The sequence below is a fragment of the Blastococcus capsensis genome (assembly GCF_030165005.1).
In the GTDB taxonomy this organism is placed as follows: domain Bacteria; phylum Actinomycetota; class Actinomycetes; order Mycobacteriales; family Geodermatophilaceae; genus Blastococcus; species Blastococcus capsensis.
This window is the reverse complement of record NZ_JASNNW010000001.1, coordinates 198,533-213,265: the sequence shown is the minus strand read 5'-3', so window position 1 is coordinate 213,265 and position 14,733 is coordinate 198,533. Positions and strand designations below refer to the sequence as shown.

General features: G+C 76.1%; 15 protein-coding genes and 2 riboswitches. Of the genes, 3 read left to right on the top strand and 12 right to left on the bottom strand.

Features of this window, described 5'->3' with window-relative positions; genetic code table 11:
- Positions 1-205 precede the first annotated feature (205 nt).
- Entirely contained in the window at positions 206-715 is a 510-nt protein-coding gene (locus QOZ86_RS01020; RefSeq protein ID WP_284490082.1) for an ATP-binding protein, read from the bottom strand.
- A gap of 130 nt (positions 716-845) precedes the next feature.
- Here QOZ86_RS01020 and QOZ86_RS01015 point away from each other — a divergent pair, with 130 nt between their 5' ends.
- Complete coding sequence (locus QOZ86_RS01015) at positions 846-1,535, top strand: GAF and ANTAR domain-containing protein (protein ID WP_284490081.1); 690 nt, start codon at positions 846-848, stop codon at positions 1,533-1,535.
- Here the strand turns inward: QOZ86_RS01015 and QOZ86_RS01010 are convergent.
- Positions 1,532-2,479, bottom strand: coding sequence for a nucleoside hydrolase (locus tag QOZ86_RS01010; RefSeq protein WP_284490080.1), 948 nt, complete (start codon positions 2,477-2,479; stop codon positions 1,532-1,534). The genes QOZ86_RS01015 and QOZ86_RS01010 overlap by 4 nt on opposite strands.
- Positions 2,480-2,781: 302 nt before the next feature.
- Between QOZ86_RS01010 and QOZ86_RS01005 the strand changes: the two genes are divergently transcribed.
- On the top strand, positions 2,782-3,801 hold the full coding sequence (locus tag QOZ86_RS01005) for a hypothetical protein (RefSeq protein ID WP_284490079.1): 1,020 nt from the start codon (positions 2,782-2,784) through the stop codon (positions 3,799-3,801).
- Positions 3,802-4,587: 786 nt separating this feature from the next.
- Positions 4,588-7,104: a SpoIIE family protein phosphatase gene (locus QOZ86_RS01000; RefSeq protein WP_284490078.1), complete on the top strand. Its 2,517-nt coding sequence runs from the start codon at positions 4,588-4,590 to the stop codon at positions 7,102-7,104.
- Positions 7,105-7,127: 23 nt separating this feature from the next.
- On the opposite strand, the gene QOZ86_RS00995 is transcribed toward QOZ86_RS01000, so the two are convergent.
- The 10 genes from QOZ86_RS00995 to QOZ86_RS00950 all read right to left on the bottom strand — a co-directional run bounded on the left by QOZ86_RS00995 (position 7,128) and on the right by QOZ86_RS00950 (position 14,602).
- Positions 7,128-7,550, bottom strand: a complete 423-nt coding sequence (locus QOZ86_RS00995; RefSeq protein ID WP_284490077.1) for an ATP-binding protein — start codon at positions 7,548-7,550, stop codon at positions 7,128-7,130.
- A gap of 110 nt (positions 7,551-7,660) precedes the next feature.
- On the bottom strand, positions 7,661-8,425 hold the full coding sequence (locus QOZ86_RS00990) for an energy-coupling factor transporter transmembrane component T family protein (RefSeq protein ID WP_284490076.1): 765 nt from the start codon (positions 8,423-8,425) through the stop codon (positions 7,661-7,663).
- Positions 8,426-8,655: 230 nt separating this feature from the next.
- The gene (locus QOZ86_RS00985; RefSeq protein WP_284490336.1) at positions 8,656-9,981 is read right to left on the bottom strand and encodes an ABC transporter ATP-binding protein; all 1,326 of its coding nucleotides are present in this window, start codon (positions 9,979-9,981) and stop codon (positions 8,656-8,658) included.
- 145 nt (positions 9,982-10,126) lie between these two features.
- Positions 10,127-10,762 carry an ECF transporter S component gene (locus QOZ86_RS00980; RefSeq protein WP_284490075.1) on the bottom strand — a complete coding sequence of 212 codons (636 nt, stop codon included), beginning with the start codon at positions 10,760-10,762 and terminating at the stop codon, positions 10,127-10,129.
- Positions 10,759-10,862, bottom strand: a riboswitch (TPP riboswitch). It overlaps the preceding gene by 4 nt.
- 19 nt (positions 10,863-10,881) lie before the next feature.
- Positions 10,882-11,544 (bottom strand): thiamine phosphate synthase, encoded by a 663-nt coding sequence (locus tag QOZ86_RS00975; RefSeq protein WP_284490074.1) that lies wholly within the window; start codon positions 11,542-11,544, stop codon positions 10,882-10,884.
- The gene (locus tag QOZ86_RS00970) at positions 11,541-12,383 is read right to left on the bottom strand and encodes a thiazole synthase (RefSeq protein ID WP_284490073.1); all 843 of its coding nucleotides are present in this window, start codon (positions 12,381-12,383) and stop codon (positions 11,541-11,543) included. Before QOZ86_RS00970 ends, QOZ86_RS00975 begins: the two co-directional genes overlap by 4 nt.
- A gap of 2 nt (positions 12,384-12,385) precedes the next feature.
- Complete coding sequence (gene thiS / locus QOZ86_RS00965) at positions 12,386-12,589, bottom strand: sulfur carrier protein ThiS (RefSeq protein WP_284490072.1); 204 nt, start codon at positions 12,587-12,589, stop codon at positions 12,386-12,388.
- On the bottom strand, positions 12,586-13,701 hold the full coding sequence (thiO, locus tag QOZ86_RS00960) for a glycine oxidase ThiO (RefSeq protein ID WP_284490071.1): 1,116 nt from the start codon (positions 13,699-13,701) through the stop codon (positions 12,586-12,588). Before thiO ends, thiS begins: the two co-directional genes overlap by 4 nt.
- Positions 13,698-14,354, bottom strand: a complete 657-nt coding sequence (gene thiE / locus QOZ86_RS00955; protein WP_284490070.1) for a thiamine phosphate synthase — start codon at positions 14,352-14,354, stop codon at positions 13,698-13,700. The genes thiO and thiE overlap by 4 nt, the downstream gene beginning before the upstream one ends.
- Complete coding sequence (locus QOZ86_RS00950; RefSeq protein ID WP_284490069.1) at positions 14,351-14,602, bottom strand: hypothetical protein; 252 nt, start codon at positions 14,600-14,602, stop codon at positions 14,351-14,353. Before QOZ86_RS00950 ends, thiE begins: the two co-directional genes overlap by 4 nt.
- A riboswitch (TPP riboswitch) is annotated at positions 14,595-14,705 on the bottom strand. It overlaps the preceding gene by 8 nt.
- Positions 14,706-14,733: the final 28 nt, after the last annotated feature.

Sequence of the window (14,733 nt, the reverse complement as noted above, 5' to 3'; positions counted from 1 at the left end):
CTCAGGTTGGGCGGCACACCCGGCAGGGCCGGCGGCCGTCCTGCTCGGCGTCGACCGGCGCCGGCCAGTCGTGGTCGGTCAGCACCCACGACGGGCGGATGTTCGACGGTCTCGTTCGGACATGGCCGGCCCGGTTCGACGCCGTCGGAGCACGGCCTACCAACCGCTGACCGCGATCTCCTGACCGCCGATGCCCGCCAGTGATTCAGTCCCGGGAGATCCCGGGCGAGCGCTGCTCGGGCAGCCGGTCGCGCAGCGGCTCGGCCGCCTCGCGGCCGGAGGGCAGCAGGGCCCAGACGTGCTTGCGGCCGGGCCGCCGCTCCCACCCGTAGCCGCGGGAGAGCTGGGCCACCAGGTGCAGGCCCATGCCTCCCAGGGCGGGATCGCGGTCGACGGCGGGCACGGGCGGCCGGTCGGGGGCCTCGTCGCTGAGGTCGAGCAGCCAGCCGGCCGGGCCGGCCACGACCAGGGCCCGGACGTCGCCACCGCCGTGCCGCAGCGCGTTCGAGGCCAGCTCCTCGAAGACCAGGAGCAGGCCGTCGCGGGCGTCCTCGGTGGACGCGGTGGACACCGACGGGTGGGCGATGCGTGCCCGGAGATCGGTCCGCACCCGCGAGACGACGTGCATGGCCTCCAGCTGCCAGTGCCAGACGTCACCGGGCACGGAAGGCACGGGCGCGCACGGCCACGCGTCGTGGGCCAGCTCGTCGGCCATCGGTTCCTCTCGCATCTGCTCCGAGGCGGCGCCGGGAACCCGGTCCCGGACGCTCCCCATCCTGACCGATGACGTCCCGTCGCGCGAAGGCGGGCGATCGGCGCGTGGCCGTCGGTGCACAATCACCGGCGTGGACCAGCTGCTGCGGGATCTCAGCCGGGTGACGCTGGGTGGCCGGGAGCTCGCCGACGTGCTCGACGAGATCACCGGCATCGCAGCCCGGGCCGTGCCCGGTGCCGAGGCCGTGTCCACCACCATGGTGCGTGGCGACAAGGCCTTCACGGCCGCCTTCAGCGCCCGGATGGCCCTGGACGCCGACGAGCTGCAGTACGAGGAGGACAGCGGCCCCTGCCTCGACGCCGGCCGCGGCGGCGTCGTCCTGCGGATCGACGACATGCGCACCGAGCAGCGGTGGCCCTCCTACGTCGCCCGTGTCCGCGACACCGGGGTCCGCAGCTCGCTGTCGGTGCCGCTGCCCTACCAGGGCTCGAGCATCGGCGCGCTCAACATCTACTCCACGAAGCCGGCGGCGTTCGCGACGCCGGAGTCGCTGGCCGCGGGTCTCGGCGTGGCCGAGACGATCGCGGTCGCCGTCGCCAACGCCGACGCGCACGCCCAGCTGGCCGAGCAGGCCCGCAACATGCGCATCGCGATGGAGTCCCGCGCGGTCATCGAGCAGGCCAAGGGGGTGCTCATGGCGCAGCGGCACGTCGACGCCGAGCAGGCCTTCGAGATCCTGCGCGAGGCGTCCCAGCGCTACAACCGCAAGCTGCGGGACATCGCCGCCGGCATCGTCGCCGGCGTGCAGGACGCCCGTTAGACGGCGTCCAGCCGGGCCAGCCGCGAGACCAGGAACTCCACCGCGGCCTCGCCGTCGACGGTCTCCGCGACCTCCACCGCGGCCGCCGACGAGGAGACCGCCCGGCGGTCGACCAGCGTCTGCCCACGCCCGGCGCCCAGCGTGGTGTCGACGACGACGTCGCGCCGCACGGCGCCCAGCGTGCCCGGCGCGATCGCCTCGGTGAGCGCGAGTGCGTCGTGCACGACCACCCCGGCGGTGCCGTAGGCGTCGCGGGCGTGGTCCACGTACTGCTGCAGGATCGCCGCGGCGGTGCGGCCGATCGGCCCGGCGGCGGCGAACCGGGCGATGCCCTCCTCGGGAAGCACGGTCGGGAGCGTGACGTCGAGTCCGACCATGACCGTCGGGATGGTGGAGCCGAAGACCGCGGCGGCAGCCTCCGGGTCGGACCAGATGTTGAACTCCGCGGCGGCGGTCACGTTGCCGCCGCGCCCGGCCGAGCCGCCCATGACCACCAGCCGGCCGATGCGCTCGGCGGCCTCCGGGTGCACGGCCAGCAGCAGCGCCAGGTTGGTCAGCGGGCCGATGGCGGCGACGGTCACCGGCGTGGGGGAGGCCAGCAGCAGCTCGGCCAGGGCGGCCACGGCCGGTCGCGGACCGGCCACCGCCGGGGACGGCGGGAGCTCGACACCGCCGAGCCCCGTCTCGCCGTGCACGTGCCCGGCCCGCTCCGGCTGCGGGTGGACGAGCGAGGACCGCGCGCCGGCGGCGACCGGTACGTCGGCCCGTCCGGCCAGGTGCAGCACCCGGAGCGCGTTCTCGGTGACCTGGGCGAGCTCGACGTTCCCGTGCACCGTGGTGACCAGCCGCAGCTCCACCTCCGGGCTGGCCAGGGCCAGCAGGATCGCCAAGGCGTCGTCGATGCCGGGGTCGGTGTCGATCACCAGGGGGATGCGGTCGGTCACCGTCGCATCCTGCCAGCCGCCGACCCGCCGCCCGGGCCACTGCGACACGCCAGGCGCGCCGGTGTCGTCCGGAAGTCACCGAGGCCTCGTCAGGGCCCCTCCACGCTCGCGGAGGGCCCGGGTGTCGACAAGGGCACGGACCGGAGGCGGGGTCACCGCCCGCTCCGGACGGGCTCCGCAACGGTTGGGTCACGTGCCTCGGGGAGGGTGTCCGAGATGCGCGTCGCGGCGCCCTCCGATCCCTAGTTTTCTCCTTGTCCGCAGCACCTTCCCCGGCTGCGGACACGACTTCGGGAGGCGACATGAACAGCAGCCAGCGGGCCATCCGGCCGGCGGGTGCGGCCGTGCGCGCCGACCTCTCCGGGCGCGAGCCGGCCAGCACGCTCGCCGGGCTGATCGACGTCCTCGACCGCGCCGACGGAGCGCTGCCGCGCCAGCGCACCCGGCCGGCTCCGCACCGGTCCGCCGCCCGTCCGGCCCCCCTGCGCTCGGTGCAGCCGGCGCCCTCGGCCCGCGCTGCACGCCGGCCGGTGGAGGCTTCCCTCACCCCGCGGGTCGTCGTCGTCCCCGAGCGGGTGCGGCAGCCCCTGGGCGGGCTGCGCGGCGTGACCCGGCGGATGGCGATGTGGGGCGCCGGCGACCAGGGGCAGTACCTGGCGTGGCGCACCCCGGCCCCCTCCGCGCCGGTGCGCGGCCGGCGCCGCGCCGCGCTGCGCGCGTTCAGCCACCGGATGGCCCTGTGGGGCGCCGGCGACCAGGGCCAGCACCTGGCCTGGTCCGGCTCTGCCGCCCCGGCGCCGACCCGGCCGGTGCTGCGCGACATCGACCCTCCCGTGGTGCTGCGCGAGCTGCCCAGCACCCCTTCGATCCAGCCCGTGGCGTCTTCCCCCGCCGCGGCGCTCCTTCCCGCGGGACCGGCCTCGTCGCCGGGGTCGCGAACCGGTACGGCCGCATCTGACGCGACCGCCCGTCCCACCCCCCACCCGAGTTCCACGGAACCCACGGATCGGTCGCAGCCACGCGTCGGCTGGCGTCCACCGCGGGACTGGCCGTCCTCGGGTCGGTACGGGGCGCGGTCCACGCCGCCGTTCCTCCCGGTCCGCCCCTCCGGCCCGACGAGCCGCACCGCCGGGGTGCGGGCACCGAGATCCCCTCAAGGGTCCGGTGGAGCCGGGGCCCGCGGCGATCCGCCCGGGTGTCCGGTCAGGGGTTCGCCCCTCCCGCCGCGACGAACAGGGCCCGCGGACGGCTTCCCCGCCGGTCCGCACCCCCCGCGGGCGCCCTCGTCGCACCCCCGCCCGGCGCCCCGCGCGCCGAGCTGATCCTGCAGCGCGACCACGGCAGCCAGCCGCGCGACGCCGCACCCCGCTCTCCTGTCGAGCACGCCGGAACCGGTCACCCTTTTCCCCGGGTGGCCGTGGACCGTCGACTCGGTTCTGCGAGCACGTCCCACCCCGGCCGACCTCGGCCGCACCTGGCCCACCTCCGACGGTGCCCCTCGCGGGCGCCGGCAGACTTCTCCGCTCTCCGAATCCGGCCTCGTCCCCCCGCACGGCTGCTGCCCGCAGGCAGCGCGCGCACCCTCCAGGGAGGCACGGATCGCGGACGGCGCAGTCTTCCGGCACCCGGCGAACCGTCCGACGAGGTGGTGGACAGGCCCCTGCCGGTACCCGGCGGCGCGACGCCCTTCGCGACCGCGGGTCTCTGACCGCAGGAGGCCTGGCCGGTCGTGCGGCGCGGAACGCCACCGGCGCCGGCCGGTCGGGTGGACGCTGCCGAACCGGGGTCGACGTCCCCGCGCGATGCTCCGGGTCGGCGCGGACGGCGTCCGGGGCGTCCGTGGACACGTGCCGGTGGACGGGTCCCCCGTCCGCACTCCCCGCCGGACGGCGGGCGCCCGCCGGAGCGCGGGCCGCGATCGCCACGGGTCGCGGCCCCCCGGTCGGGCGTCCGCCCCGGTCACCCGGCTTCCCCGGCCAGCCTCTCCGTGCCCGCGTCCCGTGCGGTGCCGCACACCCGCGGTCCGGGGTGTGCAACCCTCTGTACCGATCGCAGCCGCCCTGGAACGACCGGGCCGTCGGACGCGGACCGCTGTGGAGGCAACCGTCGTGACCGCCACCGAGCACCCGGCCGGAATTCCTTCCGGTGACCGCCTCGAGCTGACGCGCCGGCTGGCCGCGGAGGCGATGGGGGACCGCAGCCTCCAGCGGCTGACCGACCTGGCCACCCGGCTGCTCGACTGCGACTCGGCCCAGGTCTCGCTCCTCGGTGAGGTCCAGACCGCGGTGGCCGGCACCGGGCTGCCGCCGGGTGGCATCGGCGCCCAGCTGCCGCTGGCCGACTCGCTGTGCGCGGTGGCCGCAGCCGACGACGCACCCCTGGTCGTGACGGACGCTGCGCGGGACGACCGGGTGCGCCACCGGTCGCCGGTCCGTTCGGGCAAGATCGGCGCCTACCTGGGGATCCCGCTGCACGTGGACGACGGCGAGCCGGTCGGCGCCCTGTGCGTCTACGGAGCCGAGCCGCGGAAGTGGTCCGACCACGACATCGCGCTGCTGCGCCAGCTGTCCGACTCCGTCGGCACGGAGCTGCAGCTCATGGCGCTCACGGCGGAGTACGAGGCGCACCGGCTGCGCTTCGAACTGGCCATCGACGCCGCCGGCATCGGCAGTTTCGACTGGAACCTGGTCACCGGGCGGCTGCTGTGGGACGACCGGCTGCTCGCCCTCTTCGGATACGACCGCGCCGACTTCGACGAGACCATCGGTTCCTTCGCCGACCGGCTGCACCCCGACGACCGCGATCGGACGGTGGCGGCCCTGCAGGCGGCGGCCGACGCGGCCGGCGACTACGACTCGGAGTTCCGCGTCGTCCTGCCGTCGGGGGAGATCCGGTGGGTCCGGGGAAGTGGCCGGGCGGTGGCCGACGACCGGGGAGCCGCGGTCCGCCTGCTCGGGGCCGCCTACGACACCACGCCGCAGCGACAGGAGGACGTGCGCATCGCCCGCTTGCTGGAGGCGATGAACGCCGCGTTCTTCTCCCTCGACCGGGAGTGGCGGTTCTCCTACGTCAACGCGGAGGCCGAGCGGGTGCTGGGTGCACCCCGTGAGGAGCTGCTCGGCGGTGACGTCTGGGAACTCTTCCCGGCCGCCGTCGGCAGCGACTTCGAGCGGCACTACCGGGCTGCGGTCGCCACCGGAACCGAGCGGATGTTCGAGGCGTACTACCCGACGCCGCTGGACGCCTGGTACGAGGTTCGGGCCTGGCCGGCTCCCGACGGGCTGTCCGTCTCCTTCCTCGACGTGACCGAGCGGCGGGCCGCCGAGGAGCACATGCGGCAGATCACCGCCCGCCTTGCCCTCGTCGCGGACACCACCACCGCCATGTCCGCCTCGCTGGACAGTCGCGAGCACGAGGAGCAGGCGCTGCAGCGGGTGGCCGGCCTCCTGGTGCCCGAACTCGGGGACTGGGTGATCATCAGCCTGGTCGACCCCGAGGGCCGGATGCGCGACGTCGCGGGATGGCACCGCGAACCGGCCCTGCGGGAGGTGGTCGGCCGGTACGCGCGGCTGCGGTTGGCCGCACTGCAGCCCGACGCCCCGGTCCTGCGCGCGCTCGCCTCCGGACAGGGGCTCGTGATCCCCGACGTGGGGGAGACGGTGGGCCGGATGCTGCCACCGGGCGAGGTCAGCGACGCTTTCTGGGCGTTGGCTCCGCAGTCGGCGATGGCCCTCCCCATGGCGGCCCGGGGCCGGACGCTCGGCGCCCTGAGCATCTACCGGCCGGCCGGCCGGCCGGTACCGGACGACGCGGACGTCTCGGTGGCTCGGGACGTCGCCGGCCGGGTGGCGCTCGCGCTCGACAACGCCCGGCTCTACGACCAGCAGCGGCGGCTGGCCGAGGGACTGCAGCGGAGCCTGCTCACCGCGCCTCCGCAGCCGGACCATTCCGAGATCGTGGTGCGCTACCACCCCGCGATGGCCATCGCGGAGGTCGGTGGGGACTGGTACGACGCCTTCCTGCAGCCGTCCGGGGCCACGATGCTGGTCATCGGCGACGTCGTGGGTCACGACACCGAGGCGGCGGCGGCCATGGGCCAGTTGCGCGGGATGCTGCGGGGGATCGCCTACCGCGAGGGCATCGGCCCGGCCGGGGTGCTCGCCGATCTCGATGCCGCCATCGAGGGCCTGCAGATGGGCACGCTCGCGACCGCGGCCATCGTGCGGATCGAGCAGACGGCCGCCGAGCGCGCCGCCGGGGTGACCCGGCTGCGCTGGTCCAACGCCGGGCATCCGCCGCCCCTGGTGCTGCGTCCCGACGGCCGGATCGAGGAGCTGGCCGGGGAGCGCGCCGAACTCATGCTCGGGGTGGACCGGCGCGCCCGCCGCTCGGAGTCGGTGGTCACGGTGCCGCGCGACAGCACGGTGCTGCTGTACACCGACGGGCTGGTGGAGGGGCGCGACCTCTCGCTCGACGAGGGCACCGCGCGGCTCGAGGCGGCGCTGGGTGAGCTGGCCGGGGAGCCGCTCCCCGAGCTGTGCGACGGGCTGCTGGCGCGCCTGCGGCCGGAGGGCCTGCAGGACGACGTCGCCCTCGTGGCGCTGCGGCTGCACCCGCAGCACTGAACCGGCTGCGCCGGGAGCCGGGCTCAGCCGGGCAGCAGGGCCCAGACGTGCTTGGCGCCGTCTCCGGTGTACCACCCGTGCTGGGAGGCCAGCTCGGCGATCAGGTAGAGGCCGAGGCCGCCGAGGCTCGGGTCGCGCCCGACCGCCGGCGTCGGCGGCGCCTGTGCCGCCCGGTCGGAGACCTCGACGAGGTAACCGTCCCCGGTCGTGCGCAGGGCGGCCCGCACGTCACCACCACCGTGGCGCAGCGCGTTCGACGCCATCTCGTCCAGCGCCAGGACCAGCCGGTCGAGGAGGTCGCCGGTGGCTGCGCCCGCCAGCGCCCCGCGCACCTGGGCACGGACCGCGGGCAGCTCGGCGACGTCGCGCAGCTGCCAGGTGAGCACCGGATCGGCGGCGGGAGGACGCGCCGGCGACCAGATGGTGCCGGCCGCCTGCCTTGTCACGCGCGTGCTCTCCTCGGGTTCGAGGCCGGCGACATCCGTGCTGGCCCAACAATCACGTATGGACTCGTAGGGCCGGGGTCAAACATTATGTCGGCTACATCACAGTGGCGTCAGCCCACGAAGATCGGCGACCAGTGCCCGGTGAGCACGCTGAGGGTCACGGCGGCCGCGCAGATCGCCGCGGTGCCGACGACGAACCAGGCGTCGCGCCGGTGCAGCTGCGACCCGCGGGCGTTGGAGCGGGGGATGCCGGAGTCGAAGCCCCGGGCGTCCATCGCGGTCGCCAGCCGCGAGCCCCGGCGCACCGCCCCGACGAGCAGGGTGAAGGTCACCCCGCCCAGCAGCCGCACCCGCGCGACCGGGTTGCGCCCGGCCTCCACCCCACGGGTCCGCCGGGCCAGCCGCACCGCCTCGAACTCGGCGACCAGGAGCGGCGCGAGCCGCAGCGCCGCCAGTGCGCCGTAGGCGAACCGGGTCGACACCCGCCAGTGGATCGTGAGCGCGTCGGCCAGCCGGACGGGGTCGGTGGAGGCGACCAGCAGGACGCCGGGCAGCGCCAGTCCGATGACCCGCAGTGCCAGCCCGACGCCGGTCAGCGGGTCGGCGTCGCGGGCCAGCAGCACGTTCACCACGCCGACCGAGCCGGCGCCGAGCAGCAGCGGCCACGTGCGGCGCCACAGGTCGTGCGGGCGGGTGAGGCCGGCGGCGGGCAGCAGGCACAGCTCGGCGGCGACCACCACGGCCGGCGTGACGACGTCGAGGCTCGTGAGCAGGACGAGCGTGACGACGGCCATCGCGGTCAGCTGCGCCACCGGGTTGATCCGGGACAGGGAGACGTCTGCGATCGGGCCCAGGGCCAGGGTCGCAGTGCTCATGGTCCGACTCCGCTCTCGTTCCGCTCCTCGCTCCGTACCTTCCGTCGCCTCCGCGATCGCTCCGCTCCTCGCTCTGTATCGTCCGTCGCTTCCGCGGTCGCTCCGCTCCTCGCTCTGTATCGTCCGTCGCCTCCGCGGTCGCTCCGCTCCTCGCTCGCTGGCGCTCGCTGCGATGCTCACTCCCTGTCGGCTCCGGGCATCTCGCTGCGATGCTCGCTCGCGCGTCGTTCTCACAACGCCAGCTCCGCGTCGGCCAGGACCTCGACCAGGTCCCGGTCGTGGGTCACCGTGACCACCGCGCAGCCCCGGGCCCGCTGCTCGGCCAGCAGGGTGACGACCTCGCGCCAGGTGGCGGCGTCCTGCCCGAACGTGGGCTCGTCGAGCACCAGCACCCGGGGCGAGGTGGCCAGCACGGTCGCCACCGAGAGCCGTCGCTGCTGGCCGCCGGAGAGTGTGTAGGGGTTGGCCTCGGCGAAGGCGGTGAGCCCGAGCCGCTCCAGGAGCTCTTCGGCGGTCGCCCGCGCGGCGGCCGAGCCGGTGCCCGAGCGGAGCGGCCCCAGGGCGAGCTCGTCGCGCAGCCGCCCGGTGAGGAACTGCTGTTCCGGGTGCTGGAACACCGTGCCGATGCGGCTGACGAGGTCGCCGGCGCGCCAGCGGGCGGGCTCTCGGGCACCGCGCCGGGCGCCCGCGGCCAGCTCCGCCGCCGCCTCGACCCGGCCGGTGGTGGGCGCCCGCAGCCCGGCCAGCAGCAGGGCGAGCGTCGACTTCCCCCGTCCGTTGGGTCCGGTGACGGCCAGCGCCCGCCCGCCCCGCAGCTCCGCGTCGGTGGGCAGGAGGGCCGGCCGGTTCGCCCCGGGGTAGCAGAACCCGGCGGCCGCGGCCGTGACGAGGACCGGTCCGTCCGCCCCGGAAGGCAACTGCAGCCCGGCGGTGCGCCGCGGCGGGCGCCACCCGGCCGGCTGCTCGACGAGCCCGCCGGGGACCAGCTCCAGCACCCGGTCGACCAGCGGCAGCCACGGCTCGGCGTCGTGGTCGACCACGACCACGGTCGCCCGGCGGTCCGCGGTGGACCGGGCGACGGCGCTCCGCACGAGGACGGCGCCCGCCGGGTCGAGCTGGGCGGTCGGCTCGTCGAGCAGCAGCAGCCCGGGCCGGCGGGCCAGCGCCCCGGCGAGCACCAGGCGCTGCTTCTCTCCCCCGGAGAGCGCCTGCGTGGGCCGGTCGCGGCCGTACCCGAAGCCCACGGTGGCGAGCGTCTCGTCGACCCGCGGCCAGATCTCCCCGGCGGGCAGGCCGGCGTTCTCCAGCCCGAACGCGACGTCGTCGCCGGCGCGGGTCATCACCAGCTGGCTGTCGGGGTCCTGCGCCAGCATCCCGAGGCGCCCCCGGGCGGCGCGGGGGGCGACGCCGTCGACGGTCAGCCCCCCCACCTGCTCGGCGGACTCCGGGTCGAGGATCCCGGCCAGGGCGGCCAGCAGCGTGGACTTCCCCGCACCCGAGGCGCCGGTGAGCAGCACCCGTTCGCCGGGCTGGACGGTCAGGTCGACGCCCGTCAGCGCCCAGGCCCGCCGCGAGGCGTGCCGGATGCCGAGCCCGCGCGCGACGATCCGGACCGGATGCCCCTCTCCGGAGAGTCTGACCCTGAGTGCAGGGGGGAGCAGAGTCCGACTCTCCGGAGAACCTCTCCTGAGCACGTCCGCGTCAGACGCGGGTGCGGCCCGCGGCGAAGGAGCTCAGGGCCCCGGTGCGGGCCAGGGCCCGCACCAGCAGCAGCCCGACGACGCCGGCGAGCAGCACGCTGGAGAGGACGGTCGCCAGGACGTAGGGGAGCGTGAACACCCAGAACGGGTAGTCGGCCGACACCGGGTAGTACAGGCTCAGGTCGAGGATCGACGTCGACAGCCCCGCGGTGACCGCGGCCAGGATCGCGGTGCCCCAGCCGAAGCGGCGGTAGCGGGTCAGCAGGAACCCCAGTTCACCGCCGAGGCCCTGCACCAGCCCGTACACGATGATGATGCCGCCGTAGGGCGAGCCCAGCAGCAGGCTGACGGCTGCGGCGATCGTCGAGGCGAACGTGGCCGCGCCGGGCTTGCGCACCAGCAGCCCGGCGACCACGCCGGGCATCAGGAACACGCCGTTGAGCAGGCCCTTGATGGGCGGGAAGAAGTCCAGTGGGGTGCCGGCGACCTCGCTGAACAGGTTCCACGCCCAGAAGACGACGCCGAAGGCGACGCCCAGGACGGCGGTGACGACGATGTCGACGGTGCGCCAGCGGACCGCGCCGGGCGCGCGCTCGGTGGTCTCGGCGTACGACGGACGGACGGCCGGTTCGGCCATGGCTTCCTCCAGACTCCCTGCGCCGGCATGACCCGGATCAGGTTCGAGGGTCTGCGGTGTCCCGCACTCTCAGCGCCGAAGCGCTCCCCTGCTGCGTGTGTTCGGTTGTGCGGCAGAGCCTAGGGCCCGGCCGGCGGGTCCTGCCGGCCGGGGCGGCCCGCGCTCCGGCGTTCCCCGGACGTCGACGTGCCCGCGAGCGCCGCCAGGTAGGCGTGGACTACGGCGGGCTCGCGCATGACCGGGCCCATCACCGCCACGCCCCGTGCGCCGGCGGCCAGGCAGCCCGGGACGTCCGCCGGCCCGATGCCGCCGAGGGCGTAGACCGGCGGAGCGCCCGGGACCAGCGCGGCGAGCCCGTCCAGCCCCAGCGCGGGGCCGTAACCGGGTTTCGACGCGGTCGGGAACACCGGCGAGACGAAGACGTGGTCGCAGCTCTCCGCTGCTGCCCGCGTGACCTCGGCCGCCGAGTGGCAGGAGCGCCCGACCACAGCGGGTCGCTGCGCGGGGAACTCGTCCCGGGCGGACAGGTGCACGGCGGCCTCGCCACCGCTGCCGTCGGCGCCCGCCCACACCAGCACGCCGCCCACCGGTGCCAGCACGGCCCGCAGGTCGGCGGCGAGCGCGGACCGCTCGATCAGCGGCAGGTCCTTCTCCCGCAGCACGACGGCACGCGCCCCGGCCGCCACGGCCGTCGCCACCGTGTCGGGGAGGCTTCGGCTGCACTGGGTGCGGTCGGTCAGCACCAGCAGCCGGGGGAGCGGCTCGGATCCGGAGCGGATCACAGGTCGGGCAGGCCCTGCATCGGAGTCGACGCCTCGGCGTGCCAGCGCCGGGGGATGCGCCCTGCACCGGCGGCCAGCCGCCCCGCTTCCACGGCCTGCCGCATGGCCAGCGCCATCCGTTCGGGATCACGGGCACGGGTCACCGCCGAGGCCAGCAGCACCGCGTCGCAACCGAGCTCCATGGCCAGCGCGGCGTCCGACGCGGTGCCGATGCCCGCGTCGAGGACGACGGGCACGGACACGGCATCGCGCAGGAGGGCGATGTTGTGCGGGTTGCGGATCCCGAGCCCGCTGCCGATGGGGGAGCCCAGCGGCATGACGGCGGCGCAGCCGGCGTCGGCCAGCCGCCGGCCCAGGATCGGGTCGTCGGTGGTGTAGGCCAGCACGGTGAAGCCCTCGGCGACCAGCTGCTCGGCGGCGTCGAGCAGCTCCACGCCGTCGGGCAGCAGGGTGTGCTCGTCACCGATCACCTCGAGCTTGACCCAGGAGGTGCCGAAGGCCTCCCGGGCGAGCCGGGCGGTCAGCACGGCCTCCCGTGCCGTGTGGCAGCCGGCAGTGTTGGGCAGCAGCCGCACCCCGCAGCGCTCCAGCACCTCGAGCATCGCCCCGCTGGAAGAGGCCTCCACCCGGCGCAGCGCCACGGTGACCAGCTGGGTGCCCGACGCGCGGATCGCCCGCTCGAGGCTCTCCAGGCTCGGTGCTCCGCCGGTGCCGAGGAGCAGCCGGGAGGTGAAGTTCTCCCCGGCCAGCGCGAAGGGATCGGTTGCTTCCTCGCGGCCCAGCGCGGGCGCCAGGTCGGCCGTGTCCGGGGCCGGGGTGGTCGGGTCGGTCGTCGGCACGGTCATCCTCCTGCGGTCGGGGCGAGCACCTCGACGACGTCCCCGGCGGTCAGCGGGGTGGTCGGCCAGGTGCTGCGCGGGACGACGTCGCCGTTGCGGGCGACCGCGACGCGGTCGTGCCCGCCGCTGCGTTCTGCGACGAGATCGGCGACGGTGGAGCCCTCGGCGAGCTCGGCCGGGGCGCCGTTGACGGTCACGGTGATCACGGGTTCCTCCCGAAGCGGTCGGGGGTGAAGGGGGCGGCCACCTCGGGCAGCGCGCCGGTGGCCAGCAGCCCGGCGACGGCGTCGCCGGTGACCGGGGTGAGCAGCACCCCGTTGCGGTGGTGTCCGGTGGCCAGCACCAGACCGGGCAGCTGCGACGGGCCGAGCAGCGGCGCGTTGTCCGCCGTCCCGGGCCGCCAGCGGGCGAGGGTCTCCACGAGCTCCAGCTCGCTCACGCCGGGGACCACGTCGATCGCATCGTGCAGCAGCTCGTGCACCCCGCCGGCGGTGACCGTGGCGTCGAACCCGCGGTCCTCGACCGTCGCCCCGACGACCAGCCGGTCACCGGCGTAGGGGACCAGGTAGACCTGCCGCCCCCGCACGAGCGCGCGCACGGTGCCCTCCAGCAGTCCGGCGGCCCCGGCCAGGCGCAGGATCTGTCCCTTGACCGGGCGGACCGGCAGCGGCGGCACGCCGGGCAGCCCGCCGCTGCGCGCGCCCAGCGCGAGCACGACCGTGCCGGCGGCCAGCAGGTCCCCGCCGGCCAGCCGCAGGCCGGCGGCGCGGCCGCCGTCCACGTGCACGCCGGCGACCCGCTCGCGCACCAGCCGGACGCCGGTGGCCTCCGCCGCGGCCAGCAGTGCCGCGTGCAGCGCCCGGCCGTCCACCGAGTGGTCCCCCGGCACCAGCAGCGCTCCGCGGACCCGCGTGGTGAGCGACGGCTCCCGCCGCCGGGCGGCCCGCCCGGTCAGCCGTTCGGCCTCCAGCCCCAGCTCCCGCTGGAAGGTGTGCAGCGCGTCGAGGACGCGCATGTCGTCGTCGTCGAACCCGACCGCCAGGGTGCCGGCGGTGCGCAGCCCGACCGGGAGGCCGCCGGCGTGCTCCACCTCGGCGGCGAAACCGGGCCAGGCCTGCAGCGAGGCGAGCGAGAGCCGCAGCAGCGCCTCCTCGCCGTACCCCGCCTCGGTGACGGGGGCGAGCATCCCCGCGGCGGCCCAGGAGGCGCCGGTGCCGGGGGCGTCGTCGACGACGGTGACGCTCAGCCCCCGCTGCGCCGCCCGCCAGGCCACCGACAGCCCGATCAGCCCGCCACCGGCGACGGTCACGTCGGTCACGGCCGGCCGCCGGTGGAGCCGGTCCCCGTACGGGCCGCGGCCAGCGCGCGGAGCAGCTCGGTCGTGGCGGCGCCGGGATCGGCCGCGGCCGAGACCGCTCCCACCACCGCGACCCCGGCCGCGCCGGCGGTGACGAGGTCGGCGACGCGCCCGGCGGTGACCCCGCCGATGGCGACGACCGGGACGTCGACGGCCTCGGCGACGGCACGGATGCCCGCCGGGCCCAGGGCATCGGGCAGCCCGGTCTTCGTCGTCGTCGGCCAGGACGGGCCCACGCCCAGGTAGTCCGCCCCCTCGGCCACCAGCTGCCTGGCCCGCTCCGGGTCCCGTGCCGTGCCGCCGATCACGTGTCCCGGACCGGCGACCCGGCGGGCCGCCGCGACGGGCAGGTCCGTGGCGCCCAGGTGGGTGCCGTCGGCACCGACGGCGAGGGCGACGTCCACCCGGTCGTTGACCAGGCAGGTGACCCCAGCGGGCACGCACAGCGCCAGCACCTCGGTGGCGAAGTCGTACAGCACGCGGTCGGTGCAGTCCTTGGCCCGCACCTGCACGACGGGGGCGCCGGCGGCGACCGCGGCGGCCACCGCGACAAGGGCCGCCCGGCCGCCACGGGCGTCGGTGAGGACGTGCAGGCCGCCCAGCGGGGGCGTCACGCCGTCCCCGCTTCCCGGCGGCGTCGGACGACACCGGGCAGGAGGACCGCCAGCGTGGGGACCGCGGCCACGAGCCGGCCCGGCAGGACCACGAAGACCGCGGCCACCGGCAGCAACAGGCTGATGCCGAGGTCGCCCCACAGCCCCGCGGCATCGCGCAGGCCGAGGGTCTGCGGCGGGGGTTCGGCCAGGGTGAGCGGCGCGTCCCCGGAGGGATCGGCCGGGTTGACCGTGGCGGACGTGCCCATGAGCTGCGCTCCCTACGCCGGCATTACCCGGTCAGGTTCCAGCGGTCGGCGACGTCCAGCCGCCCTCTCAGCCCGGTCTACCCGAGCTCCCGCACGTGGCGCGAGCCACGACGCAGCCACCATAACCACCT

Coding starts and splice junctions, on each gene's coding strand:
- QOZ86_RS00990 (WP_284490076.1), bottom strand. CDS start 8,425: ATGAGCACTGCGACCCTGGCCCTGGGCCCGATCGCAGACGTCTCCCTG.
- QOZ86_RS01020 (WP_284490082.1), bottom strand. CDS start 715: ATGGCCGACGAGCTGGCCCACGACGCGTGGCCGTGCGCGCCCGTGCCT.
- QOZ86_RS01005 (WP_284490079.1), top strand. CDS start 2,782: ATGAACAGCAGCCAGCGGGCCATCCGGCCGGCGGGTGCGGCCGTGCGC.
- QOZ86_RS00950 (WP_284490069.1), bottom strand. CDS start 14,602: ATGGGCACGTCCGCCACGGTCAACCCGGCCGATCCCTCCGGGGACGCG.
- QOZ86_RS00980 (WP_284490075.1), bottom strand. CDS start 10,762: ATGGCCGAACCGGCCGTCCGTCCGTCGTACGCCGAGACCACCGAGCGC.